The sequence below is a fragment of the Enterococcus sp. AZ171 genome, from assembly GCF_051714005.1.
GTDB lineage: Bacteria > Bacillota > Bacilli > Lactobacillales > Enterococcaceae > Enterococcus_B > Enterococcus_B pernyi.
Window position 1 is genome coordinate 2,725,001 of the sequence record NZ_JBIORA010000001.1, and the last position, 24,436, is coordinate 2,749,436.

The 24,436-nt window shown below is 40.1% G+C and carries 18 protein-coding genes and 2 rRNA genes (1 of these 20 only partly in view); 6 read left to right on the forward strand and 14 right to left on the reverse strand.

All coding sequences use genetic code 11. The annotated features are described in order from the left end of the window. The 11 genes from IGJ49_RS13110 to IGJ49_RS13160 all read right to left on the reverse strand — a co-directional run. Nucleotides 1-982, reverse strand: a 23S ribosomal RNA gene (locus IGJ49_RS13110); it reaches 1,933 nt to the left of the window's first position. A 230-nt stretch (nucleotides 983-1,212) separates the two neighbouring features. Further along, nucleotides 1,213-2,773: ribosomal RNA gene (locus tag IGJ49_RS13115) — 16S ribosomal RNA — on the reverse strand. Together the 16S and 23S rRNA genes form the textbook arrangement of a ribosomal RNA operon. 596 nt (nucleotides 2,774-3,369) lie before the next feature. Next, the gene (locus IGJ49_RS13120; RefSeq protein ID WP_375152531.1) at nucleotides 3,370-4,932 is read right to left on the reverse strand and encodes a glycoside hydrolase family 43 protein; all 1,563 of its coding nucleotides are present in this window, start codon (nucleotides 4,930-4,932) and stop codon (nucleotides 3,370-3,372) included. After that, nucleotides 4,919-5,344, reverse strand: a complete 426-nt coding sequence (locus tag IGJ49_RS13125; RefSeq protein WP_153830608.1) for a DUF4064 domain-containing protein — start codon at nucleotides 5,342-5,344, stop codon at nucleotides 4,919-4,921. The genes IGJ49_RS13120 and IGJ49_RS13125 overlap by 14 nt, the downstream gene beginning before the upstream one ends. Next, a complete protein-coding gene (locus IGJ49_RS13130; protein WP_153830607.1) occupies nucleotides 5,345-6,250 on the reverse strand; it encodes a pectinesterase family protein in 906 nt (301 codons plus the stop codon). Continuing rightward, a complete protein-coding gene (locus tag IGJ49_RS13135) occupies nucleotides 6,250-7,131 on the reverse strand; it encodes an alpha/beta hydrolase family protein (protein WP_224434273.1) in 882 nt (293 codons plus the stop codon). The genes IGJ49_RS13130 and IGJ49_RS13135 overlap by 1 nt, the downstream gene beginning before the upstream one ends. A gap of 5 nt (nucleotides 7,132-7,136) precedes the next feature. Further along, nucleotides 7,137-8,456, reverse strand: a complete 1,320-nt coding sequence (locus tag IGJ49_RS13140; protein WP_224434274.1) for a glycoside hydrolase family 28 protein — start codon at nucleotides 8,454-8,456, stop codon at nucleotides 7,137-7,139. Then, nucleotides 8,453-9,556: a glycoside hydrolase family 88/105 protein gene (locus IGJ49_RS13145; protein WP_010734178.1), complete on the reverse strand. Its 1,104-nt coding sequence runs from the start codon at nucleotides 9,554-9,556 to the stop codon at nucleotides 8,453-8,455. The genes IGJ49_RS13140 and IGJ49_RS13145 overlap by 4 nt, the downstream gene beginning before the upstream one ends. A 78-nt stretch (nucleotides 9,557-9,634) precedes the next feature. Then, nucleotides 9,635-11,143: an extracellular solute-binding protein gene (locus IGJ49_RS13150; RefSeq protein ID WP_023520458.1), complete on the reverse strand. Its 1,509-nt coding sequence runs from the start codon at nucleotides 11,141-11,143 to the stop codon at nucleotides 9,635-9,637. Next, a complete protein-coding gene (locus IGJ49_RS13155) occupies nucleotides 11,140-11,781 on the reverse strand; it encodes a YesL family protein (RefSeq protein WP_010734176.1) in 642 nt (213 codons plus the stop codon). Before IGJ49_RS13155 ends, IGJ49_RS13150 begins: the two co-directional genes overlap by 4 nt. A 15-nt stretch (nucleotides 11,782-11,796) precedes the next feature. Further along, a complete protein-coding gene (locus tag IGJ49_RS13160) occupies nucleotides 11,797-12,768 on the reverse strand; it encodes an ABC transporter permease (RefSeq protein ID WP_224434275.1) in 972 nt (323 codons plus the stop codon). A 285-nt stretch (nucleotides 12,769-13,053) separates the two neighbouring features. Between IGJ49_RS13160 and IGJ49_RS13165 the strand changes: the two genes are divergently transcribed. Further along, a complete protein-coding gene (locus IGJ49_RS13165; RefSeq protein WP_224434276.1) occupies nucleotides 13,054-13,926 on the forward strand; it encodes a carbohydrate ABC transporter permease in 873 nt (290 codons plus the stop codon). A 165-nt stretch (nucleotides 13,927-14,091) separates the two neighbouring features. Here IGJ49_RS13165 and IGJ49_RS13170 read toward each other — a convergent pair whose 3' ends face one another. Then, nucleotides 14,092-16,281 carry a helix-turn-helix domain-containing protein gene (locus IGJ49_RS13170; RefSeq protein WP_438723815.1) on the reverse strand — a complete coding sequence of 730 codons (2,190 nt, stop codon included), beginning with the start codon at nucleotides 16,279-16,281 and terminating at the stop codon, nucleotides 14,092-14,094. A gap of 371 nt (nucleotides 16,282-16,652) precedes the next feature. On the opposite strand from IGJ49_RS13170, the gene IGJ49_RS13175 reads away from it, so the two are divergent. The 5 genes from IGJ49_RS13175 to IGJ49_RS13195 all read left to right on the forward strand — a co-directional run bounded on the left by IGJ49_RS13175 (nucleotide 16,653) and on the right by IGJ49_RS13195 (nucleotide 23,303). Continuing rightward, nucleotides 16,653-18,065, forward strand: a complete 1,413-nt coding sequence (locus tag IGJ49_RS13175; protein WP_062806084.1) for a tagaturonate reductase — start codon at nucleotides 16,653-16,655, stop codon at nucleotides 18,063-18,065. 5 nt (nucleotides 18,066-18,070) lie between these two features. Further along, nucleotides 18,071-19,576 carry a UxaA family hydrolase gene (locus IGJ49_RS13180; protein WP_438723816.1) on the forward strand — a complete coding sequence of 502 codons (1,506 nt, stop codon included), beginning with the start codon at nucleotides 18,071-18,073 and terminating at the stop codon, nucleotides 19,574-19,576. A gap of 45 nt (nucleotides 19,577-19,621) precedes the next feature. Then, nucleotides 19,622-21,025, forward strand: a complete 1,404-nt coding sequence (gene uxaC / locus IGJ49_RS13185) for a glucuronate isomerase (RefSeq protein ID WP_438723817.1) — start codon at nucleotides 19,622-19,624, stop codon at nucleotides 21,023-21,025. A 2-nt stretch (nucleotides 21,026-21,027) separates the two neighbouring features. Continuing rightward, complete coding sequence (locus tag IGJ49_RS13190) at nucleotides 21,028-21,714, forward strand: rhamnogalacturonan acetylesterase (protein WP_196228137.1); 687 nt, start codon at nucleotides 21,028-21,030, stop codon at nucleotides 21,712-21,714. A 161-nt stretch (nucleotides 21,715-21,875) separates the two neighbouring features. Beyond that, entirely contained in the window at nucleotides 21,876-23,303 is a 1,428-nt protein-coding gene (locus tag IGJ49_RS13195) for an IS1182 family transposase (protein ID WP_371740615.1), read from the forward strand. 64 nt (nucleotides 23,304-23,367) lie between these two features. Here the strand turns inward: IGJ49_RS13195 and IGJ49_RS13200 are convergent, their stop codons facing one another. Both IGJ49_RS13200 and IGJ49_RS13205 read right to left on the reverse strand, forming a co-directional pair. Further along, on the reverse strand, nucleotides 23,368-23,898 hold the full coding sequence (locus IGJ49_RS13200; RefSeq protein ID WP_062806081.1) for a hypothetical protein: 531 nt from the start codon (nucleotides 23,896-23,898) through the stop codon (nucleotides 23,368-23,370). A 172-nt stretch (nucleotides 23,899-24,070) separates the two neighbouring features. Further along, nucleotides 24,071-24,412 carry a YlbF family regulator gene (locus tag IGJ49_RS13205; protein WP_010734167.1) on the reverse strand — a complete coding sequence of 114 codons (342 nt, stop codon included), beginning with the start codon at nucleotides 24,410-24,412 and terminating at the stop codon, nucleotides 24,071-24,073. Between the last annotated feature and the right edge of the window lie 24 nt (nucleotides 24,413-24,436).

Sequence of the window (24,436 nt, forward strand, 5' to 3'; positions counted from 1 at the left end):
ACTCCCGGATATGAATGAATGGCATTCGGAGTTTATCTGAATTCGGTAACCCGAGATGGGCCCCTAGTCCAAACAGTGCTCTACCTCCATCATTCTCAATTCCGAGGCTAGCCCTAAAGCTATTTCGGAGAGAACCAGCTATCTCCAAGTTCGTTTGGAATTTCTCCGCTACCCACACCTCATCCCCGCACTTTTCAACGTACGTGGGTTCGGTCCTCCAGTGCGTTTTACCGCACCTTCAACCTGGACATGGGTAGATCACATGGTTTCGGGTCTACGACTACATACTCAAACGCCCTATTCAGACTCGCTTTCGCTGCGGCTCCGTCTCTTCAACTTAACCTCGCATGCAATCGTAACTCGCCGGTTCATTCTACAAAAGGCACGCCATCACCCATTAACGGGCTTTGACTTGTTGTAGGCACACGGTTTCAGGTTCTATTTCACTCCCCTTCCGGGGTGCTTTTCACCTTTCCCTCACGGTACTGGTTCACTATCGGTCACTAGGGAGTATTTAGCCTTGGGAGATGGTCCTCCCGGATTCCGACGGAATTCCTCGTGTTCCGCCGTACTCAGGATCCTCCTAGGTGCCTTCCAAATTTCATCTACGGGGCTTTCACCCTCTCTGACTGACTTTTCCAAGTCATTCGACTATCTGAAAGAACTACCATATTGGAGTCCTACAACCCCAATGAGCAAGCTCATTGGTTTGGGCTTTTCCCGTTTCGCTCGCCGCTACTCAGGGAATCGAATTTTCTTTCTCTTCCTGCAGGTACTTAGATGTTTCAGTTCTCTGCGTCTACCTCGTATACGCTATGTATTCACGTATACGTAACATCCTATAAAAGATGCTGGGTTCCCCCATTCGGAAATCTCTGGATCATAGCTTACGTACAGCTCCCCAAAGCATATCGGTGTTAGTCCCGTCCTTCATCGGCTCCTAGTGCCAAGGCATCCACCGTGCGCCCTTATTCACTTAACCTTATCAACCTTACGGTTGGGTTTTGATCTTTCTTCTAGCGATAGAAGTCCAATCAAGAAAAATAAGCAATTGAACTTATTAAAAAACTCATTCAACGCGGTGTTCTCGGTTTGTATTACTTACATTTTTACTTCAATATCCAGTTTTCAATGAACAAAATTTTGAGAGTAGACCTCTCAAAACTGAACAAAGTATCGACAAACGTGTGTAGTCTCCGTAATATTCCTTAGAAAGGAGGTGATCCAGCCGCACCTTCCGATACGGCTACCTTGTTACGACTTCACCCCAATCATCTATCCCACCTTAGGCGGCTGGCTCCAAAAAGGTTACCTCACCGACTTCGGGTGTTACAAACTCTCGTGGTGTGACGGGCGGTGTGTACAAGGCCCGGGAACGTATTCACCGCGGCGTGCTGATCCGCGATTACTAGCGATTCCGGCTTCATGTAGGCGAGTTGCAGCCTACAATCCGAACTGAGAGAAGCTTTAAGAGATTAGCTTAGCCTCGCGACTTCGCGACTCGTTGTACTTCCCATTGTAGCACGTGTGTAGCCCAGGTCATAAGGGGCATGATGATTTGACGTCATCCCCACCTTCCTCCGGTTTGTCACCGGCAGTCTTGCTAGAGTGCCCAACTAAATGATGGCAACTAACAATAAGGGTTGCGCTCGTTGCGGGACTTAACCCAACATCTCACGACACGAGCTGACGACAACCATGCACCACCTGTCACTTTGCCCCCGAAGGGGAAGCTCTATCTCTAGAGTGGTCAAAGGATGTCAAGACCTGGTAAGGTTCTTCGCGTTGCTTCGAATTAAACCACATGCTCCACCGCTTGTGCGGGCCCCCGTCAATTCCTTTGAGTTTCAACCTTGCGGTCGTACTCCCCAGGCGGAGTGCTTAATGCGTTAGCTGCAGCACTGAAGGGCGGAAACCCTCCAACACTTAGCACTCATCGTTTACGGCGTGGACTACCAGGGTATCTAATCCTGTTTGCTCCCCACGCTTTCGAGCCTCAGCGTCAGTTACAGACCAGAGAGCCGCCTTCGCCACTGGTGTTCCTCCATATATCTACGCATTTCACCGCTACACATGGAATTCCACTCTCCTCTTCTGCACTCAAGTCTCCCAGTTTCCAATGACCCTCCCCGGTTGAGCCGGGGGCTTTCACATCAGACTTAAGAAACCGCCTGCGCTCGCTTTACGCCCAATAAATCCGGACAACGCTTGCCACCTACGTATTACCGCGGCTGCTGGCACGTAGTTAGCCGTGGCTTTCTGGTTAGATACCGTCAAGGGGTGAACAGTTACTCTCACCCTTGTTCTTCTCTAACAACAGAGTTTTACGATCCGAAAACCTTCTTCACTCACGCGGCGTTGCTCGGTCAGACTTTCGTCCATTGCCGAAGATTCCCTACTGCTGCCTCCCGTAGGAGTTTGGGCCGTGTCTCAGTCCCAATGTGGCCGATCACCCTCTCAGGTCGGCTATGCATCGTGGCCTTGGTGAGCCGTTACCTCACCAACTAGCTAATGCACCGCGGGTCCATCCATCAGCGGCACCGTAAAGCGCCTTTCAAAACGAAACCATGCGGTTTCGATTGTTATACGGTATTAGCACCTGTTTCCAAGTGTTATCCCCTTCTGATGGGCAGGTTACCCACGTGTTACTCACCCGTTCGCCACTCCTCTTTTCCCGGTGGAGCAAGCTCCGGTGGGAAAAGAGGCGTTCGACTTGCATGTATTAGGCACGCCGCCAGCGTTCGTCCTGAGCCAGGATCAAACTCTCATAATATGCTAGTTCCTCACAGCGAAAGCTGATGTGGAACTGTAGTTCGAAATTTACTTTCGAACATCATATAGTTCATTTGTTAAGCTCAATTGTTTGCTAGCATATTGCTTGCTTGTTAAAAATGTTTGTTGTCTTGAATTGAATCAAGACGCCCTACACATTTGGTTTGTCTTACTTTGTTCAGTTTTCAAAGGTCTACGTGATAATTGAAACACAACTGCCTCAACTTATCGTTTGTGATTGCCGTAGCAACTTTTATATCTTAGCAAACTCTCGGATGATTGTCAACTATTTTTTAAAAGTTTTTTCAACTCGTTTTTCACGAGGTCGTTTTAGCAACTCACTTATAATAACTTGTTGTTCGTTATTTGTCAACATGTTTTTTTGTTTATTCCTTAATAAAATCAACATCTAAAAACTCATCTCTCATAACCAACTTCGTTATATTATCACATGGAATTATGATTGTCAATAAAACTTTTAAACAAATTTCATGATTGTTTTCATGTTTCAGCAACGTTGACTATACTATCATTAAAAAAAAGATTGGTCAAGGTAAAATTTAACTTTCACTGCACCTAATCTTTTTTTTATTTATTTCATTCCATTTCTATTTCCTGATAGTTGAAATAATCAAAATCAGCATAGCTCCCTCCTCTTACGTTTAAATCATGCACACCAATACCAACAAAGTTTCCTGTAAAACCACCTGTTAGTGTCTGCACATCAATTTCAGCACCGATTTTTTTCCAGTCTTGCGAACGTTTCACATAAAATTGTCCAAAAGTCTTTTCAACAACTACTTTAATCACTGTCTCTCTTCCTCTTAGCGGATAAATTTCAGGCCTAATCGTAACATGACCGTCAACTGCACTAAGTAATCGGAGACACTTCCCTATCTTTTCATCCCAGGTCATACAGCAATAATAATAATTTTCTTCATTTAGAAAAAGAAGCAGCCCAGCCATTTGGTTGAAGTGCTTTGGCTCATATTCCATCTTAGTTTGTGCAATAAATGAAAACGTTGTTTGCCGTATCGCTAATAAGTGTTGGTCAAACGTTGACTGCAGTGATTCTCCTGCGAGCATTCTTAGATAGCCATATCGGCTAGTCAAATCGCACCAAGTTATGTTTGGTAAACAACGACGAGCGTTCCAACTTTTTTTCATTTCACCTGCAAAATCATCAAAAAAACAAGAATTGATCTTTTGGATCACTTTCTCTTGTGTTGGAATGGTGACGATCTCTCTTGGTTCATTTCCTCCTTCTTTTATCCGCAACCAATAGTCTTCCGTCCAATACACTTCTTGAATAGCTGTTTCTCTACCTAAGATAGCAACACCTTCGATAGGGCGAGTACAAAGATGGACTATATACCATCTGTCGAATTCTGTTTGAACTAAACTTGCATGTCCCGCACATTGTAAACTTGAGCTTGGATAACCACTTGCTGTCAACATTGGATTTTGGGGATCGACTTTGTATGGTCCTAACAAATCACGACTACGACACACGGTAACAGCATGTCCACTACCAGTACCACCTTCAGCAGTCAGCAAATAATAGTAATCATTGACATAGTAAAGATGAGGTGCTTCGGTCTTTGCGAGTTCGGTTCCTGTAAAGATCGTGTGAATCGACCCGACTAGTTGTTTTTGTTTTGCATCATATTCTTGAATGACGATCCCTGCTGATTTATTAGGTGTAGTTAGTCGAAAATCCCAGATTTCATTCAAAAGCCATTTCCTACCTGTACGTGGATCATGAAAAAGCGAGGGATCAAAACCACTACTATTTAGATAGATTGGACTTTCCCAAGGTCCATTGATATCCTCTGCGATCATCATGTAATTGTGGGTGTCTTTAAAAGGACGTGTTACGCTTTTAACCTCTGTATAAATAAGATAAAATCGCCCAGCTGAGTAACTGATTTGTGGCGCCCAGATACTTCCATTGATTGGATGACCCTTTAACGATACTTGATCAGTTAAAATATCTGTTTTATGTTCCCAATTAATCAGATCTGTCGATTCATATACACGAATACCTGGTAACCACTCAAAAGAAGAAACGATCACATAATAAGAACTACCCACTTTCAAAATATTCGGGTCCGGATTAAATCCTCGAATGATTGGATTGACTACTTTACTTTGAAACATTTGATCTCCACCTTTGCTCTATTTTTTGGCGATACATACTTGAACCCGCTGCTAATAGATAGAAAAAGACAAAAGGGTACGCAATGAATTGTGTACCGAACAACAGCAGGACTCCTGAAATCAAATAAATGAGTGCCGCCATCGGACTTGCTTTTCCCTTCAACGATAGATAAAGAGCCAGACACAGCCCAACCAATGAGAGGAATAGGCTAACGTTAAACACCCCCGTCATGCTCCGTAGTGACTCAAAGGTTTCTTTTACACTACCAAGGCCCTCTAATGAGAGAGCTTGGTATGTTTCTCGGAAATTTGAAAGAGACATTTGATTGAAGGTCACAGCAATCCCACCAAAAAACAACAAAGCGGTAGACCCACCGATCAAGCCAAAAGTTATTTCCCATTTTTTCGTCATCTAATCGACCTCCGTTTCCACAGTAACCCATGCTTCGCGACAAATTCCCCTTTGATACCTATTATTTTTTTCATAAAAGCGTGCTGTTTGTCTGTTTTGTTTCTCATCCCAGTCATGCCAGCCACTTTGGTAGACATGCGCTCCTACATCACACTCTTCAAATGTCACCTGAGCATACGGACGCCAAGGTCGACCTAAATAGATAGAAGGTGCCTCGTAATCTGCAATGATTGCACACCTAAAAAAAAGAAAACCTCGTTCTTGTTCTTTTACCGTTGAAGCGGCTGTGATATAACCATTAGAAGAACTAACCAAACTGTGGATGAAACAGCGGTAAAACAACGCATCTGCCCCACCGAAAATAAAGTCTACCGTCCCTTCGATCCAACATCGTTCATAAGATTGCCGACAATACTTACGCTCCTTTAACACTGGGGTAAAAAATGGGCGACCATCTTTTTGAATCGGAGGCAACGGTCCTGTGCATAATGTATCTTGTTGCCCGCACAACCGACAATTGATCAACTGGACTTGATGGGCATAATTGAATAGCGCGACTGCTTGACCTACTTGTTCTCCTGCACCAGCGTTATTGATGATTTGTATATTTTCGAGACGAATATTTTCTCCTTCAAGAAATAGTGTCGCGGTTCGAAATGTTTCTCTTGCTTCACCAGATGAAAGTGTTTGTTTCGCAAAACGGCATCCAACAATCTTTACTTCTCCTTGTCCAAACATTTGGAAATTTGACAGCCGACATTCGATATATTCATGATAGACCCCTTCTCGAATGATCATGGTCTTTTTTACGTAATTCGGCAATGAGCTAAGATGAGCAATTCCTGCTTGAATGGTCTGATAGTCTGCTTTTCTTGGAATCGGGTCGATCACGATTTCTGTCTTCATTATAGGTACTCCTTTAAAAATGCTTGCCACTTCATTCGCATATCACGTGTTTCAAAGTGTCCACCATTTAAAGAGTATCCTTGAAAATTCGTTGGCACTCCCAATTGTTGATAATACAAATCTAGCTGTTTATTCAAGCGACAGACGCCTTCTGTTGGACACATTCGATCGTTTTTTCCTACTATAGTGAGGCGTTTACGAGGAGCAATTTTTTGCTGAATAGCTAGGGTCGTATACTCCGTCAATAAATCAGGAACATAATAATAGTAACCGTGGTAGTCTAACATTTGATGTTTCAAGAGTGTTTCAACCTCTACTTGGCTAGCTAGGTCAATACATACTTTCACACGTTCATCCAATGCACTTGTCCACCAACTTAATAGTCCACCCATAGATAACCCGATCGTTGCGATACGTTGTGTGTCAATATCTTCTCGTGTTTCCAAGTAGTCGATCAAGCTTAGCACATCAAAGAGCCGCATTCCCCAAAGTGTTCGTCCTGTTAATAAGAATCGCTTAAAAAGTTCACTTTCAGCAATTCCGCCGCGTTCTTCAAATCCCCAAGCATCAATCGCCCATATACCATACCCCATACTCGTCAAGGCCTTTGCAAACGAAGGTTCTACAAAATAGGATGCACCTGCTAGTAATTCACTTTTTCCTAGTGAAAAATCACCCCCATGTGAATGCAGATAGATCACAGCAGGCAAAGGTCCCTTCTTTTTTACTGGATAAACATAAATGGCAGAAACAGGTTCAAGATCATTTAATATCAATTGATAATACTCAATTACTTGATCATCGATGATTTTTTGTGATAAACAGCTACCACTCGGTCTCAAGCAACGTGCGTCTTTCCCTAAGTACTCGATCAACTCCATTTTATTTAAGTTCCTTCTATAATAGATACATTCTTTTTATCCAACTCTGTCGATCGCATACGTTTAATTTCGATATCTTCCGAATCTTCAATCATGATCGCTGGTCCTTCATGATGATCGATCGTGATCTGCTGGAAAGAAATATGCTTACCAAACCGCACATAAAATCCTTGTTGGCGCATGGGTTCTAAACCTGTCATCATAGCTGGCACGCCCGCTTTTGCATCTTTTGCCATTGATATATCGACATGATCGAAAGAAATGTCTTGAACCGCTTGTTCTGCTAGACCATAAATAAATCCCGCGGAAGCATGAACATTTCGAGCAGTGATCGATGAAAAATGAACACGTCGAACTTGTGGCGTTCGCTCATCGATTGGATACACTTCCTTGTCCCAGACATAAGGATCTTTGCCACGAGGCCCGCAAAAATAATAAAGATTGATGACAAACGGACACAGTACTTGGTCCATGATCAAATTAGTTACTCGGACATCTTCGATCATTCCACCTCGACCTCGGCGTGTCTTTAATCGAATTCCACGATCGGTTTGTTGGAATACACAGTTCGAAATCGTTACATTCCGAATCCCGCCACTCATTTCACTGCCCAAAACTACGCCACCATGACCGTGTACCATCGTACAATTAGTGATCGTGATATTTTGACAAGGCACTTTATTAACGGCATCCTCTGTCCCTGCTTTGATCGCAATACAGTCATCGCCCACATCAATATGGCAATTACTGATATGCACATTATGACAAGACTCTGGATCAATACCGTCTGTGTTCGGCGAATCAGCAGGATTACAAATGACTACGTGATCGATAGTCACATCTTGGCAATGATTCGGATGGATCGTCCAACTTGGTGAGTCGACCAACTGGATATCACGAATCGTTACTCGTCGACAATGATCAAAACCAAGCAATTTTGGTCGCGGGTACTCAAGTGTTTCATGCTCCTCTCGAAAAATGCGCCACCAGTTAGGACCACTACCATCTAATTTCCCTAAACCAGTGACAGCAATATTTTCTGCATGTTGCGCATAGATACATGAAGCATAGACCTTTTTAGGTACCCCCTCCCAGCTGGATAAAATGGCTGAATACTGGGCTGGGTCATCTGTAAATTTCAATACTGCTCCAGGAGAAAGATACAACTCCACATTACTTTTCAAGCACAATGGCCCCGTTAAAAACTGCCCACTTGGAATGGTTACTCTTCCCCCACCTGCTTCTACTACTTGATCAATGGCTTGTTGGATCACCGTCGTGTTGAGTATATCGACTGAGGCACCTAAACTTAAAATATTTATCACCTAGATACACCTTCCACTTCTACTAAGGCTTGCAAAAAAGCCCCAACACCTTTTTGATCATTACATACGATTGGCTCACTAATATAGTAGGCATAAGAACCATCTCTTTGGTCCGCCCCGCCTAAACCTGCAACTTGGCAATTTTTATTCAGATTCAACCAGCCTTCTTTTGTTTCCAAAACAAATTCATCAAATAAGCCTTGATAAGATTTTTTCAACTGAGGAAACCACACTTCCTTCTCCAATATTCCTATGCGAATCCCCTTTGCCATCGCATAAACGAACATGCTGCTTCCTGAAGCTTCTAGATAATTCCCTTTACGATTCGTTTCGGTTGTTACTTGGTACCAGGTGCCAGTTTCTGATTGATAAGGTAACAATGCTTCTAATGTGGATGTCAGAATCCGCCCCAATAATCGACAATCCACTTCTTTATGCAACAACTCGTAAGTATCAACACACGCCATCAAATACCAACCAATTGAGCGGCTCCAAAAATGATGAGATAATCCCGTTTCTGTATCCGCCCAAGGTTGAACCTTTTTTTCATCCCACGCATGGAACAATAAATTCGTTTTTGAGTCGAACAATCGCTGATAACTGATCTCGAATTGACATAAAACATCTTGATAGTCTTTTTTCGACGTAAAGGTTTGGATATATTCCGCATAAAAAGGCGCTCCCATGTACAATCCATCTAACCATATTTGCCAAGGATAGATTGCCTTATGCCAAAATACACCTTCAGATGTTCGTGGGTGATTCAACAATTGTTTGGCGCAAGTTTCTGCTGCTTTGCGATATTTCTCATCTCCTGTTTCTTTATAGAGTATAAAGAACAGTTTTCCGGTATTGATATGGTCGATATTGTATTCTTCTAATTCATAGCCTTTGATCGATCCATCTTCTTGTACGAAGTAATCAATGTTTGTTTGGATGAAGTCTAAGTACTTCTTCTCCTTTGTTTTCAGCCATAACAACTGAAATCCTTTCAAAACAACGCCATAATCATAAGACCATTTCTGTTTATATCCTTTATCTAGATACAAATAGGGTGTACGCGCCATAATACTATCTGCTAATTTCTCTGACCAATTCAATCTTCTTCCTCCAATCAATCATTTTAAGAGAGAAAGGGTTGCGGTTGGAATGGTTACAGCCCTTTCTTGATATATCTACTATTGCTGTGCAGCTTTATAAGCCTCTTCGTATTCTTCAGCAATTTGATCGCCACCTTGGGCACGCCAATTGCTGATTGCTTGTTTGAATCCATCTTCATCTATTTGTCCCATAATATATTGGACAGTTGCATCGATCATGATTTTTTCGATTTCTGAACCGACTTCATTGTTTTTCTCTGAATCTAATGGAACCGTTGGATCTAACACAACAAACTGTTCATTTTCCTTGACTAATTGATTGGATAATTCTTTCTCTGGATCAGCATCTTTAAACGAAAATGTGACTTCACTTGGTCTTGAACTAGACAATGGTTGCACTTCCTGTTGCCAAAGATCCATGTCGATATATTCGATTGCGCCATCGTCTTGCAATTGGTAATGTGTTCCTTCAATACCACCTGTCATCAATTTATACATATCTTCTTCTAATAAATCATCGACAAACTGAAGTAATTTCTTCAATTGTGCTTCATCTTTGACCGAGGATTTAGGAAATGCCAATAATCCCCCTACGCCATTTCCTTCTGACCACACATGATAATCCCCATCTTCACCATCTGATATTTTATTTACTGGCACAAGCTCCATCTCTGGTTGAATATCTTTCCCCATATTTTTTAGGTTTTTGATATCGATCATCCCGGTATAGATCCCTGTCTTACCTTGTGCAAATTGTTCCTGTTGGTCTGTCTTTTGAGTCACTGCAAAGTCTTGTGCCAAGTAACCGTTTTCAAATAAATCTCTAGAAAAATCCATCGCTTTCTTATATTCAGCTGTATCAAATTCGGGAGTAAATTTTCCGTTGCTCTCTACTTTCCAACCATTTGGTGCGCCGTAATACGAAGTGAATAATTTGAAGCTTGTATAACGGATATCACTTGGCGCGCGATCGCCAAAACCAACCGTATCATCGACACCATTGCCGTCTGGATCATTTTCTGTGAATTGTTTTGCTACTCCATAAAGTTCATCCAATGTATCTGGTACTTCTAAGCCTAGATTATCTAACCAATCTTTCCGGATAACTAAACCTGCACGAGCATAGTCTTTTTGCATAGGTACGCCATACAATGCACCATCGATACTTGCCGCTTCGATTCGATCCTCTGATATTTTACTTAAATTTTTATAGTCAGCTAAATAATCAGACACATCCCAGAAAACACCGGACTTCAATGCATTTCGTACAGAGGAATTTTTTAGCATAGCAATTTGTAGTGTCACGATATCTCCCAGCTCATTTGAAGCTAATGCAGTGGTCAACCGTTCCTCTTTTGACGCATCAGGAATCCAGTTAAACGTCAATTCTGTATTGGTTTTCTCCTCGATTTTATCAACGATCGTATCATTAGGTGGTGAAGCTGTATGTAAAATGTTCAACCACGTGATTCGCGTTTTCCCATCCTCTGTATCTGCGGATGTGTCACTTGAATCATTGCCACAAGCTGACAAAGCAAGTATGCTGAGTAAACCGATCCCTGCTGTTACTAACGTTTTTTTCTTCATAATTGTTCTCCTTCACTGAATGTATTTTTATCTATTGCTACTTCTTTCTTTTTAAGACGATCAAATAGTTGCACCGCTGTCCAAGTGATGGCAAAAAAGAAGAAGCTACTCCCCATGAACGTCAACATACCCGGCATCAAGCGAATAATTATCGCGTAACTGCCAATAATGATCAACAGTAAAACGAGTGAATAATGTAACTGAGAAAAACCGAATAAAAAAGCCATTTTGATTTTATAAAACATCCCTTGCCATTGGTAATGGGCCATAATTGGGAAAATATATAGTGCAGATAACACGTAAAAAAAGCTAATGACCAAAATCACAACGCGTAAATACCAATTTTGGATATAGGCAAGATCTACGTATAAGACGAAAGCAACTGAAAAATACAACCAACTGATCAACAACGTTTCTTTGTAGTTTTCTTTAAAATAGTGAAAGTACGTCTGTGTCAGTGGAAAATCCTCAGATGAGCGTAACCACTTCCGGATTACTGAGACCATTGCGTAAGACGCTGGACCAAAAGTGAATAGTCCGAGACCCAAAACAACTAATATTCCCCACAAAAAATTTAAGTAAATGAGTTGCAGGAGTCTGATTAATTTTTTATTTGTACTCTCTAACTTTTGCAACATCTGTTTGCTCCTTTTCTAGTACACACCGTCTTCACCCAGTTTTTTTGCTACCTTGTTCGCAAGTATGACCATAAACAAGCCTACTACACCTTTGAACAAGCCCATTGAAGTACTAAAACTTAATTGTCCATTTTTCAATCCAGCAGTATAGATATATGTATCAAAAATCTCTGCCACACTGCGATTCAATGAATTGAGTAGTAAGTACATATGCTCAAATCCTAGGTCAAGTGTTTGACCTATTTTCAAAATCAACAAGGTAATGATCACTGGACGGATCGCAGGTAATGTCACATGCCATGTCTTACGTAAACGTCCTGCGCCATCCATTTCGGCTGCTTCATATAATTGCGTATCTACTGCGGTAATCGCAGAAAGGTAAATGATTGTTGACCAACCGAGTTCTTTCCAAATCACCTGTCCAATGTAGACTGTTCGTGTCCAATCAGGTGATGTCAAAAAACTTATTTTATCTAACCCATTACTGGCCAAAAATTCATTGATGACTCCACCGTCCACATTTAAAAAAACATAGGTGATCGAGACGATGATGACCCAAGACATGAAATGTGGAATGTAAATGATTGTTTGGATACTATTCTTGAATCGCTTGCTGGTTACTTCATTCAATAGAAGCGACAGAATGATCGGCATTGGGAAAAAGACAAAAATATTCAGTCCAAACAAAATCAGCGTATTCCTCAACAACATAAAAAATGTTGGCTCAGTAAATAAACGAATAAAGTGCTTGAAACCAACCCAAGGACTCCCCAGAATCCCCAGATAGGGTTGATAGTCTTGGAACGCAATCACTAAGCCACCCATAGGTAAATATCTGAAAACAATGAAATAAAGGATTCCTGGAAGAATCATCAAGTACAAAAATTTATTCGTTTTGATTCCAGCAATCGTCTTCCTTCTTCTTTTTGTTCGTTCTTCCTTTTTTGATAAAGTAATTGAACCTAGCTCTCTTTTTACACTCTCCATAAGCCCTCCTTGTTAAACATTGTGTGACTTTATTCGCTATCCACAGCATAAAGGAAGAAAAGTGATTCCGTATATAATCATTTTCACTGACGTAGGTAACTGGCGATCATCACTTGATTAATCACTTTTCTGCTTCATCTGTTTGATTTTTTAGGAAATGCCCGTTCCATCTATATGAAACCTCCTGATTTACCCTCCCTAAAAAATGATTATGTACGTAATTTCAAGCAGATGATAGATTGGAGGTACAAAAATACTTATGGTTTAAAGGAGGGTTCTCTCTAAATGAAAAAAAAGGGTTCGCTTGGAGAAAAAAGCTTTACGATTTTTAATTCTATTTTTCTACTATTATTAGCTTTGATCTGTATCGTACCGTTTTTAAATATCATCGCCACTTCATTTGCTTCTACACAAGAAGTCGTAGCAAAAAAATTCATCCTTTTCCCGACTACGTTTTCTTTAGATGCCTATCGTTACATCTTATCTACACCAACGATTTTTCGAGCTTTAGCTGTTTCTATTGGTGTTACTGGGCTTGGGACAGTCGTCAGCATGTGCGTGACTTCATTGATGGCCTATGGATTATCACGTAAATATCTTTTTGGGCGAGGCTTTTTTAACTTTATGGTTGTCTTCTCCATGCTCTTTAGTGGTGGAATGATCCCGACATTCTTAGTGGTGCGCTCTTTGGGGTTGATCAATTCGTACTGGTCGATGATCCTACCTGTAACTGTCAACGCCATGAACATGATCATCATGCGTAACTTTTTTCAAGCTTTACCTAATAGTTTAGAAGAATCTGCCAAAATGGATGGCTGTACTGATTTTGGGGTCTTTTTCAAAATTATGTTGCCTCTTGCTTTACCTTCTATTGCGACGATTTCACTTTTTTATGCTGTGACCTATTGGAATACTTATATGACGGCGATTTTATACATTAACGATTCCTCAAAATGGCCGATCCAAATCTTGTTACGTCAAATTGTGATCGTGTCAAGTGGAATGCAAGCAGAAAGTAGTGCTGTCGATATCATCCCGCCGGCACAGACGATCAAAATGGCCGTCATTGTAATTGCTACAGTGCCAATGTTGGTTGCTTATCCGTTTGTTCAAAAGTACTTTGTGAAAGGGGCATTGGTCGGCTCTGTCAAAGGTTGACCCTTTCACACTTAAAGATACGCGTAAAAATAATTATTCATTTAAATAGCACGATCTAAGAAAAATTCATTTTTCAAAGATCGTGCTATTTCTCGCAATCGAAACAACTATTTTTCCTAAGTAACTTATGTAGGACTTTAATGATCGACGTTCACTAAGTTGTCCTCAACGGTTTTTCTTACGGTACTCACCAGGAGTGACGGATTCTTTCTTTTTGAAAAAGCGAATAAAGTTTTGTGAGTTACGATATTTGAGTCTTTCTGCAATTTCTTTCACGGATAACGTCGTTTCTTTCAACCATTTCTTAGCGATCTCTAAGCGGTAGTTCTGAATGAAATCTCCAAAGTTTTCACCGGTTTCTTTCTTGAACACATTACTCAAATAGTTAGGATTATAGTGCAGACGGTCTGCCACCATGTCTAGTGATAGATCACGATCGTATTCGCTATAGATGATATGGATCATTTTTTCTGATAACGATTTAAACTCTTGCTCCGTGATTTCTTGAGCACTTTTTGTGATTGGTTGAACAAATTGTTCTAACAGCAATTGTTCAAGTTCTTGAGAATGATAAGTATGTAATACCTTAACATATATTTGCTTCAATTCTTCAAACTGCGTAATATTCACACCCAATAGTTGTCCCAACTGAACAAATTCATTGACTAACCGAATAGCTACAACTTCTCGATTCAATCGATTTTTATTTTGAGTGAACATCTCAATGATCAATTCGTGAAGAAGGTGACTGACGTGTTCGTCTCCTGAACGGATGGCTTCAAATAAACGATTTTGTTGTTTCATCGGATATTTGATCAATGTCTTCTCCTGCTGCTCTGAGATGATTTCATGGTAGAACACAATTGAATTTGGTCCAGTGTTTACCCGATGGTATAAGGCTTCTTTCGCTTGGTCGACAGATTGCTTACTGTCATTGAGCGTAGTAAAACATTCACTGATCCCAATGCTAACAGTCAATTTGAGATATTCTTGAATCATTTTTTGGATCTGACGACAGTGATCCATTACTTTTTTATTCGCGAATTCTTCTTCTTTAGGAATTCGATAAATCGTTGCTTGCATTTCTTCGTTTAGCACGATAGGAATCATTCGTTCTTCTTTAGGAACGATCTCAGCAATCATTTGGTTGATAGCCAATAGCAATAAATCTCGTTCTCCTCCATGGCTGTCTTCTAAAAGATCGATCTGCACGATTGCTGTATAGTAACATTCATTTTGCGAGTCGTAGTTGAACTGCCGTAACCGTTGATCCAACTCCCGTTTTTCCACACGATTTCTAAAGAGACTCAAGACAAATAATGTTTCTAGTTGTGGTTTCTGAGTAATCAAATTTGCACTCAATAGTTCATTTTCACCAATTACTTGGCTCACTGACTGAACAACGTTCTCTAGTTTCTTTCCAGATAAGCCTTCCGAATGAAGATTCAATCGGTCTTGAATCTGGCTGATAGGACGAACATATCGCTCAGAAAAGATATAGGACAAGCCCCCTACTAAAATGATCAAAGTAAAGGATACAGTAGCTAATCCGATTTGCAAGTTTCGGACAGTCGTACCTATAGTTGCAGGATCGATCTCTAATTGATACTGCCATTGATTGTAATCAGATTGGAGCAAGATGAAATTCCGACCATTTCTTTGAACCACTGTTGGTACATTTGCTTCGATATTTTGGACTGTTATCATCCCTTCTCTTGATGATTCAGCATCAGTAAAAAGTATCTCTGCTCCATAATAGATCGTTAAGCGGTCTTCATTGCTTCGTTCAATGATTCGTTTCAGTGCCTGATGGTCGATCGAAGCAAAACCTAGCGCATACTTTTCACTGACTGCTTTAGGTAATGCAACAACCATTTCAATTCCATCTGGTTGTTTCGTCCAAAAAACTTGTTGATCCTGATGGACGTACTGGGCTTTTAAATCAGTCACTTCTTGTGGTGATAGTTGATTCAGCGACCCATTCACGACACCCCAACCGCCTTCTAGGCTGACTAACTTGAACGCATTTTCCTCCATTGCGATCGTTTCAATAAAATTAAGTTCTTTTCGTACTTCGGAATAAATAGTGTAGTCGGTATGATTCAAAGGAGATTGAAATATTTCGGAGAAGTTTTTAGTGGAGCCGTATGTAGCGAAAGAGTATTCAATCGTCCGAAACTTCCATTCTACATTTGTTTTGATTTGTTTCAATAGATTTTGTTTATCTAATAAGTAGTTCTCTTCAATCGATTCATAGGTGTTGGTATAGATAAACAAACTAAAGCCAACGACCAGTACCACACCGATAATAAAAAGCGGCATAAACATTTGATAAAACAACATTTTGTTCCTCATTTAGCTTTCTCCCCCTCCAGAATTAAAAGGCTTACATTTTATGTAAAATTGATTATCTTCTAAAGCAATGAGTATCTTCACTCTTTCAGATTAACATACTACTATTTAAAAACATAAGTTTTTTTGAAAGAGCAAAACCTAACGATAGCAAGCTATATTGACTAAACCTTTCATTCATATTACGATGAATTCGCTACCAAAAGATTGAACCTAGCATGAAAATCAAAAATAGATTTAGCTATAAAAAAAAACATAAAATCTGTCAAAAAGAAGCATGAAACCGTCATAAAAATAACAAACATTGATAATTCTCGTTTCGTTCCAGAGATTTTTATCATAAAATTTTTGTCTCACAGAAAGGAAATCATTCGATGGAAAGATTAACTAAAAAGCAATACCCTAAAAACCAAGCTACAATTACTTGTCTACAGTTTGGTGAAGGAAATTTTATGAGAGGATTCGTTGATTGGCAACTTCAGCAGTTAAACAATCAAGGACTCTATCAAGGAAATGTTGCAATCGTCCAGCCACTAGCTCACGGCTTAAGTGACAAGCTGGCTGAACAAGATCAGCTCTATACGGTTCTACTTCAAGGGTTAATTGATGGCAAAGTCATCGATACGACAGAGCCGATCACTGTGATCGACCGTACGCTCAACCCTTACGAGCAATGGCAAGAATTCCTCGCATTGGCAGAAATCGATGAATTAGCCTTTGTTTTTTCTAATACGACAGAAGCTGGTATTAGTTATCATGAAGCCGATACTCGAAATGATATCCCTCCAACAAGCTTCCCCGCAAAATTGACTGCCTTTTTGTATCATCGATTCAAAATGAATAAAAACGGACTTACGATCATCCCATGCGAATTGATTGATCGCAATGCAGAGCTTTTAAAAAAATTCGTTTTACAGTATGCAAAAAATTGGCAGCTTGAAACAAAATTTGTCGATTGGCTACACCAAGAAAATCATTTTTATTGCAGTTTGGTGGATCGGATCGTTCCTGGATTCCCGAGAGATGAAATCGATGAATTGCACCAACGATTGGGATATGACGATCAACTGTTGGTCAAAGCTGAACCATTTATGTTGTGGGTGATCGAAGCCCCAGAGGAATTGAATGAACGCTTACCATTGAAAAAAGCAGGTCTGAATGTTGTTTTGACTGATGATTTGACGCCTTATCGTGAGCGGAAAGTCCATCTACTCAACGGTCCTCATACTGCAATGGTGCCGATTGGTCTACTGTCAAACGTCTCAACAGTCGAAGAAGTCATGAAAGATCCTCTGCTATCCGATTACATCAACACATTAGTGACTAGTGAATTGATCCCAATGTTACGCTTACCCGAAGAAGAATTGCTGGCGTACGCTAGACAAATCAACGAACGGTTCTTAAATCCTTTTGCACATCATCAATTACATGCGATTGCTTTGAACAGTGTTGCCAAATTTCAAACACGATTACTACCTATTCTAAAAAAATACATTGAAAAAAGGGAAGCGCTCCCTTCCTACCTGACTGTCTCATTTGCTGCCTTGATCTTGCTTTATCGTTCCGATCATTCGAAAATCCAGGTAAACGATGACCCTATGGTACTCGCTAGCTTCGCTGAAGCTTGGGCTGAGCCAGAGACTGCTGTCCTTCAACTATTGAAAAATCCAACGCTTTGGGGCGAAGATCTATCCGTACTTCCTGATTTAACAGAAACAGTTTCACTTTACGTGAAAGAGATCGATCAAAAAGGCATTCGTAACGTATTACATGAATTGAAAGGATGAAAAAAATGACTGATCCAGATTTCTCCACTCGAATCATCCAATTACACCCACAGGACAGCGTTGTCGTAGCTACTACCACGATTCCAACGAATACAACACTTCGCTTCGATGATGTTACGTTAACTACCTTTGAAGAAATCCCCTTAGGCCATAAAATTGCTTTGTCTGATTTGAGCGCAGGGGCTGATGTGATCAAGTATGGCTATCCGATTGGTCATCTCTTGACGGATGTCAAAGCGGGGCAATGGATACATACGCATAATATCAAAACAAATCTTTCTGGTGAGGAAAGCTACCAATACCAACCAAAATCACGCCCCATCGTCTATCCACAAGAAAATCGCACCTTTCAAGGCTATCTTCGTGAAGACGGACAAGCTGGGATTCGCAATGATCTCTTTATCGTTCCAACCGTTGGCTGTGTCAATGGAATTGCTGAATTGATCATCCAAGAGTTTAAAAAACGACATGCAGATGACAATCCTTTCGATCATCTCACGATTTTAAAACATCCTTATGGTTGTTCTCAACTAGGTAAGGACCATGAGAATACGAAAAAGATCTTAGCTGATGCCATCCATCACCCGAATGCTGGCGGTGTGCTTGTATTTGGATTAGGTTGTGAAAATAATACGATACAAGAATTAAAAGCTAGTTTAAATAAATATAACAAACAACGAGTAAAATTTTTAACTGCCCAAGATGTCACTGATGAAATAGCACATGGCGTATCATTACTTGAAGAATTAGCAGAAATCGCACGAAGAGATTTCCGTGTTCCTGTTCCTCTGGATAAACTAACGATCGGTTTGAAATGCGGTGGTTCGGATGGATTGTCAGGGATTACTGCCAATCCATTGCTAGGTGCCTTTTCTGACTATTTGATTTCACAAGGAGGTAGCACGGTCTTGACGGAAGTGCCTGAAATGTTTGGTGCCGAACAAGTACTGATGGCACGAGCAGAAAATCAAGAAGTCTTTGAATCGATCGTTCGTTTGATCAATGATTTCAAACAATATTTTCTCTCTTATAATGAACCAGTCTATGAAAATCCTTCTCCTGGAAACAAAGCAGGCGGTATCTCTACCTTAGAAGACAAGTCACTTGGTTGCACCCAAAAAGCAGGAAATTCAACGGTAGTCGATGTGTTAGCCTATGGTGATAAAGTACGTAAAACTGGGCTGAGTTTACTGGAGGCGCCCGGTAATGACCTTGTTGCCGCATCTGCGTTAGCTTCTGCTGATTGTCAACTCGTCTTGTTCACCACAGGTAGAGGAACACCTTTTGGTTCTTACGTTCCCACGCTGAAAGTATCAACTAACACACCTTTATTCGAACGAAAACAACATTGGATGGACTTTGATGCTGGTGAATTATTGACTCAATCCATGGCAGAGGTCTTACCTTTATTTATCGATAAGATCATCCGTGTTGCGAGCGGAGAAGAGACAAAAAATGAAGCCAACGACGTAAGAGAACTAGCTATTTTTAAAAATGGTGTCACACTTTGATTTTTCTTATCACTACCTAATCTGAAATTGAAAGAAGTGAAGTAAATGTTTTTATCTGATGATTTTTTATTAACCAATCAATGGTCAAAAAAACTGTACCATTCATCTGCTGAAAAAATGCCGATCATCGACTATCACTGTCATCTATCACCAAAAGAAATTTATGAGAACAAACCTTTCACTAATTTGACAGAAGCCTGGTTGAGTGGCGATCATTACAAATGGCGTTTGATGCGAGCTTGCGGGGTTCCTGAAGAAAAAATCACTGGTCACGCCTCAGATTACGAAAAATTTTATGCTTGGTGTCAAACGGTGCCGAAAATCATAGGCAATCCTTTGTATACTTGGACACATCTTGAATTGAAACGTTTCTTCCAAATCGATTTACTGATCAATGAAGAAAATGCCCTTAACATTTGGGAACAAGCAAATAAACGTTTAGCTGAACCAGCGTTTCGGCGACGAGAGATGGCGAAAAATGCGAAGGTGACTGTCATTTGCACAACAGATGACCCCATCGACGAATTAGTTTATCACGAATTATTGGCAAAAGAAGAACCTGATCTCAAAGTATTACCAGCATTCCGTCCCGATGCTGCGTTAAATCTCACCCACGAGGGATTTTCTGAATGGTTGTCAAAATTGTCTCACGTAATTGGCAAACCAATCGCTGATTACACTTCTTTGATCACCGCATTGAGTCAAAGGATCGACTATTTCCATCAGCATGGCTGTCGCCTATCGGATCATGGATTAGATCGCTTGTCCTATCATACAGCTTCGGAAAATGAGCTTGAACAGATTTTCCAGAAAGCATTGACGAAAGAAACACTGACACAAACAGAAATTGATGCTTATCGAACGGAAACACTCAACCGGCTGATCACTTTATATCATGCGCATGGTTGGACGATGCAGTTGCATCTCCATGCTTATCGTAACTGCAATACCCAAGCATTCACACGCTTAGGGCCAGATACTGGTTATGACGGAATCAACGATCAACCACTAACCAGCCACCTGCAACAGTTATTGGATCATGCCGATCAAACCAGTCAATTACCAAAGACAATCCTTTATTCACTCAATCCAAATGATTATCCCTTACTTCTTGCTATGATGGGTTGCTTTCAAAAGGAAACCGCCGGAAAACTTCAACTCGGTTCTGGTTGGTGGTATAACTATACCCGAGCAGGCATGCGTGAACAGATGACACAACTTGCTGATGGCGGTGTTTTAGGAAATTTCGTCGGTATGTTGACGGATTCTCGCAGCTTTCTCTCTTATACACGACACGAGTATTTCCGACGCGTTCTCTGTGAGCTGATCGGTGAAATCGTGGAACGAGGTGAAGCGCCCGAAGACATCCATCTTTTAGGAACCTTAGTGGAAGATATCTGTTATACAAATGCGCGAAACTATTTCGGTTTTTTTGAGGAAGAAGAATGACTATGCAAACGATCCATATCGCAGGCGACTCCACTGCTTCGATCAAAAACATGACTGCTCGACCAGAAACCGGCTGGGGAGAAGTTCTTGGTAAATACTTCCAGCCTAAGATTCGGGTAAACAATCAAGCAAAAAATGGCCGTAGTTCAAAATCATTCATTGAAGAAGGACGATTCACTCGCTTGAAAGAAGAATTTCAAGCGGGGGACTTTTTGCTGATCCAGTTTGGCCACAACGACCAAAAAATCACTGAAGCAAAAGGAACAGAACCATATGGTGGGTATATAGATGCACTTGCTATCTATGCACAAACAGCCTTATCCTCAAATGTACAGCCAATTTTCTTGACCCCTGTCACGCGACGCCTTTACTTGAAAAATGGGCAATTAGATCCGAACTGCTTAGGAGAATATCCAAAAGCAATGAGGCAATTCGCAGAAAAAAATAACTACCCCATTTTGGATGTTTTCACTCGTTCACAAGCAACTCTTCAACAGTATACGCAAGAAGAAACAAAAAAGTTCTACTTGCATTTACCAGTTGATACTTATGAAAATTATCCCTCAGGACTTTGTGACAACACCCATTTTAGTCCAGAAGGCGCTGCTTTAGTCGCTCAACTCGTCGTTGAACTACTAAAAGAAACTGATCTTCCATTAGTAAATTATCTTGATACTCCTCATATCTAAAACTTGATTCAAAGGATTTACAATTTTACCCAGACAAAGCAAAAACTTAAAGCATACAATATGCTTTAAGTCAGACTGTAGACAAACTCCTAAATTTGGAGTGTTGTTTGCAGTTTTTTTGTTTTATACTCATTGTATAAACTATTCTGGGAGTGATTCTAATGATGAGAAAACAATCGATTGAAGGTAGAAATCAATTTGCTATGTTAACAATTGATGATCTTGTACCTAAAGATCACTTAGTTCGAAAGATTGATGCTGCGATTCAGTTTGATTTCATTTATCCCATTGTAGAATCTACGTATTCGACCCATGGTCGTCCCAGTATTGATCCAGTGGTCTTAATTAAATTAGTATTTATCCAATATTTATTTGGTATCCGTTCGATGAGACAGACCATTAAAGACGTTGAAACAAATGTTGCTTATCGTTGGTTTTTAGGTTATTCATTCGAGGATCCTATCCCGCATTTCTCTACTTTTGGTAAAAACTATGTTCGAAGATTTAGAGAAACAACTTTATTTGAAGACATTTTCTCTCATATTCTAGAACAAGCTGTAAAAGCTGGCTTCGTTACGGAAGACAACCTTTATATTGATTCTACTCATATTAAGGCAAATGCCAATAAACATAAGTTCACAAAAGAAATGACCTACGGTCAAGCTAAAGCTTATCAAGATGAATTAGAAGATGAAATAAATAAAGAACGTATTGCTGTAGGAAAACGTCCTTTTACATGGGACACAGAAAGTGAGTTGAGTCTTCAAAAAATAAGTCATTCAGATCCAGAAAGTGGTTACTATGTTAAAGGTGAACGAGAAAAACAATTTGCTTATTCCGCGCATACTTCCTGTGAAGATAATGGTTTTATCTTATCTACATTAATCACACCAGGAAATGTACATGACAGCCAAGTCGCAATCGATCTGGTCAAACAGTCGAAAAGAGCTTTTCCAAATATAAAGCGTGTTGTCGCTGATGCAGGATATAAGACGCCTAAATTTGTTCATTTTCTGTCACACTTGAAACTCTACCCGATTCTTCCATATACTGTACCTCATGGAGTAAAAGGAATGTTTCGTAAAAAAGACTTTGTTTATGATGCCTATTTTGACTGCTATTTATGTCCCAATAATCAACCGTTGTTATTTTCAACTATCACTCGTGATGGTTATCGAACCTATAAATCAAATCCAAAATTCTGTAGGAGTTGTCCATTACTTAAAAACTGTACTTTGAGTACAAAACATCAAAAAATAGTAACTCGACATGTTTGGGCGGATCTTATGGATGAACTTGAACACCAACGCCATACGGCGTTGAATAGAGAAATTTATAAAAAGAGAAAACAAACTATTGAACGAATATTTGCAGATGCAAAAGAAAAGCATGGTATGCGTTGGACAAAATATCGAGGTCTCGAAAAAGTCGCCACGCACACGATGCTTACGTTTGCTGCCATGAATTTAAAAAAACTAGCCTCATGGCTATGGAAAGCAAAAAAGCCTATGGCTTTTTATTTCAAATTTCTACAAAGACTAATAAAAAGGAGTTGGCAATTAAGCCACTCCTTTTTGTCTACAGTCTGACTTAAAGCATACAATATGCTTTAAATTTTTGTTTTGTCTATTAAATTAGGACTCAATGATACGATCAAAGGCTTTGTGTTCGATCATTATTCTTTTGTTTTTCCGCTAATGAAGGTCTTCTAGCCGTAATTGCCAAGCTGACACCCTCTTTTAATTTTTCAAACATAAAAAGATCTTTGTTTTCTACTTGTGGACTTTGGCGGATTTCTTGGAAGATCATTCGTTGGTCTTTCACTGTATAACGTGCATATTCGTGAATATAGCGATGAGTTACCATAAATGAAAGAAGAGCAAAAGGCGTGTGATTCTTTTGTTTTTCTGTTAACCGCTGATATATGACTCGATCCAGTTTTTCTGCCCAGATCAAACTGTTTTGATAATGCTCGAAATGCGTTTTTGTGGATACCCAACGAAAATTTTTATCATAGGCCCATGAATCTTCGACAAGCTGATGTTTCAATTTTTTTAGTGTCTGTAGTAACTCTTTTGTTCGTTTATGTAGGATAAATTGATTGAAAAGGGCTAAGTCAAAAGGTTTCGTAACATTCAATTCTTTAATAGGTGCGGTAATTTCGATCGTCATTTTCTTTGGCATAGGTTCACATCCTCTCGTTTGTTTATCGGTGTCTTTCTGCAACTTAATGATAACAAAGGATGATCCTTGCCTGTCCATCACTTTTTCTTCTGAAAGAAAAAATTGTTTTTCATAAAAAAACTGGCATGAAATCCTTTAGAGATTTCATGCCAGAAAGTTATTTTGTTGGTGACTATTCGCTGTACAAGTCGCGTACTGGTGTCATGATGATACGGTTTAAATCGTTGATGATCGTGCTGAACCCTTGTTCTTTTTGCATCAAGTCATTGATGACTTCTTCTGTTTGGATTTTCATTGCCATTTCTTGTGCTCTGGCAGCATCTTCATCGCTGAATTCTTGTCCGCTCATTTGTTTTTCTTGTAATTCGATCTGCATCGCTTGGAAATCTTTGAACAGTTGGTGTGCTTCTTCATTCGCTTTTACTTTTGCATAAGCTTCTTCTAGCTCTTTGAATTCTTTTAGTTCACGAATCTCACGTTCGATTTGATTTGCACTATCATAAATATTTGACATACGACGGCCTCTTTTCTTCTATTT

Bases quoted from the DNA above. Each gene is read 5' to 3' on its own strand.
- uxaC (WP_438723817.1), top strand. From the start codon at position 19,622: ATGTTTTTATCTGATGATTTTTTATTAACCAATCAATGGTCAAAAAAA.
- IGJ49_RS13180 (WP_438723816.1), top strand. From the start codon at position 18,071: ATGACTGATCCAGATTTCTCCACTCGAATCATCCAATTACACCCACAG.
- IGJ49_RS13125 (WP_153830608.1), bottom strand. From the start codon at position 5,344: ATGACGAAAAAATGGGAAATAACTTTTGGCTTGATCGGTGGGTCTACC.
- IGJ49_RS13150 (WP_023520458.1), bottom strand. From the start codon at position 11,143: ATGAAGAAAAAAACGTTAGTAACAGCAGGGATCGGTTTACTCAGCATA.
- IGJ49_RS13135 (WP_224434273.1), bottom strand. From the start codon at position 7,131: ATGGAGTTGATCGAGTACTTAGGGAAAGACGCACGTTGCTTGAGACCG.
- IGJ49_RS13190 (WP_196228137.1), top strand. From the start codon at position 21,028: ATGCAAACGATCCATATCGCAGGCGACTCCACTGCTTCGATCAAAAAC.
- IGJ49_RS13120 (WP_375152531.1), bottom strand. From the start codon at position 4,932: ATGTTTCAAAGTAAAGTAGTCAATCCAATCATTCGAGGATTTAATCCG.
- IGJ49_RS13195 (WP_371740615.1), top strand. From the start codon at position 21,876: ATGATGAGAAAACAATCGATTGAAGGTAGAAATCAATTTGCTATGTTA.
- IGJ49_RS13175 (WP_062806084.1), top strand. From the start codon at position 16,653: ATGGAAAGATTAACTAAAAAGCAATACCCTAAAAACCAAGCTACAATT.
- IGJ49_RS13200 (WP_062806081.1), bottom strand. From the start codon at position 23,898: ATGCCAAAGAAAATGACGATCGAAATTACCGCACCTATTAAAGAATTG.
- IGJ49_RS13130 (WP_153830607.1), bottom strand. From the start codon at position 6,250: ATGAAGACAGAAATCGTGATCGACCCGATTCCAAGAAAAGCAGACTAT.
- IGJ49_RS13160 (WP_224434275.1), bottom strand. From the start codon at position 12,768: ATGGAGAGTGTAAAAAGAGAGCTAGGTTCAATTACTTTATCAAAAAAG.
- IGJ49_RS13155 (WP_010734176.1), bottom strand. From the start codon at position 11,781: ATGTTGCAAAAGTTAGAGAGTACAAATAAAAAATTAATCAGACTCCTG.
- IGJ49_RS13170 (WP_438723815.1), bottom strand. From the start codon at position 16,281: ATGAGGAACAAAATGTTGTTTTATCAAATGTTTATGCCGCTTTTTATT.
- IGJ49_RS13205 (WP_010734167.1), bottom strand. From the start codon at position 24,412: ATGTCAAATATTTATGATAGTGCAAATCAAATCGAACGTGAGATTCGT.
- IGJ49_RS13165 (WP_224434276.1), top strand. From the start codon at position 13,054: ATGAAAAAAAAGGGTTCGCTTGGAGAAAAAAGCTTTACGATTTTTAAT.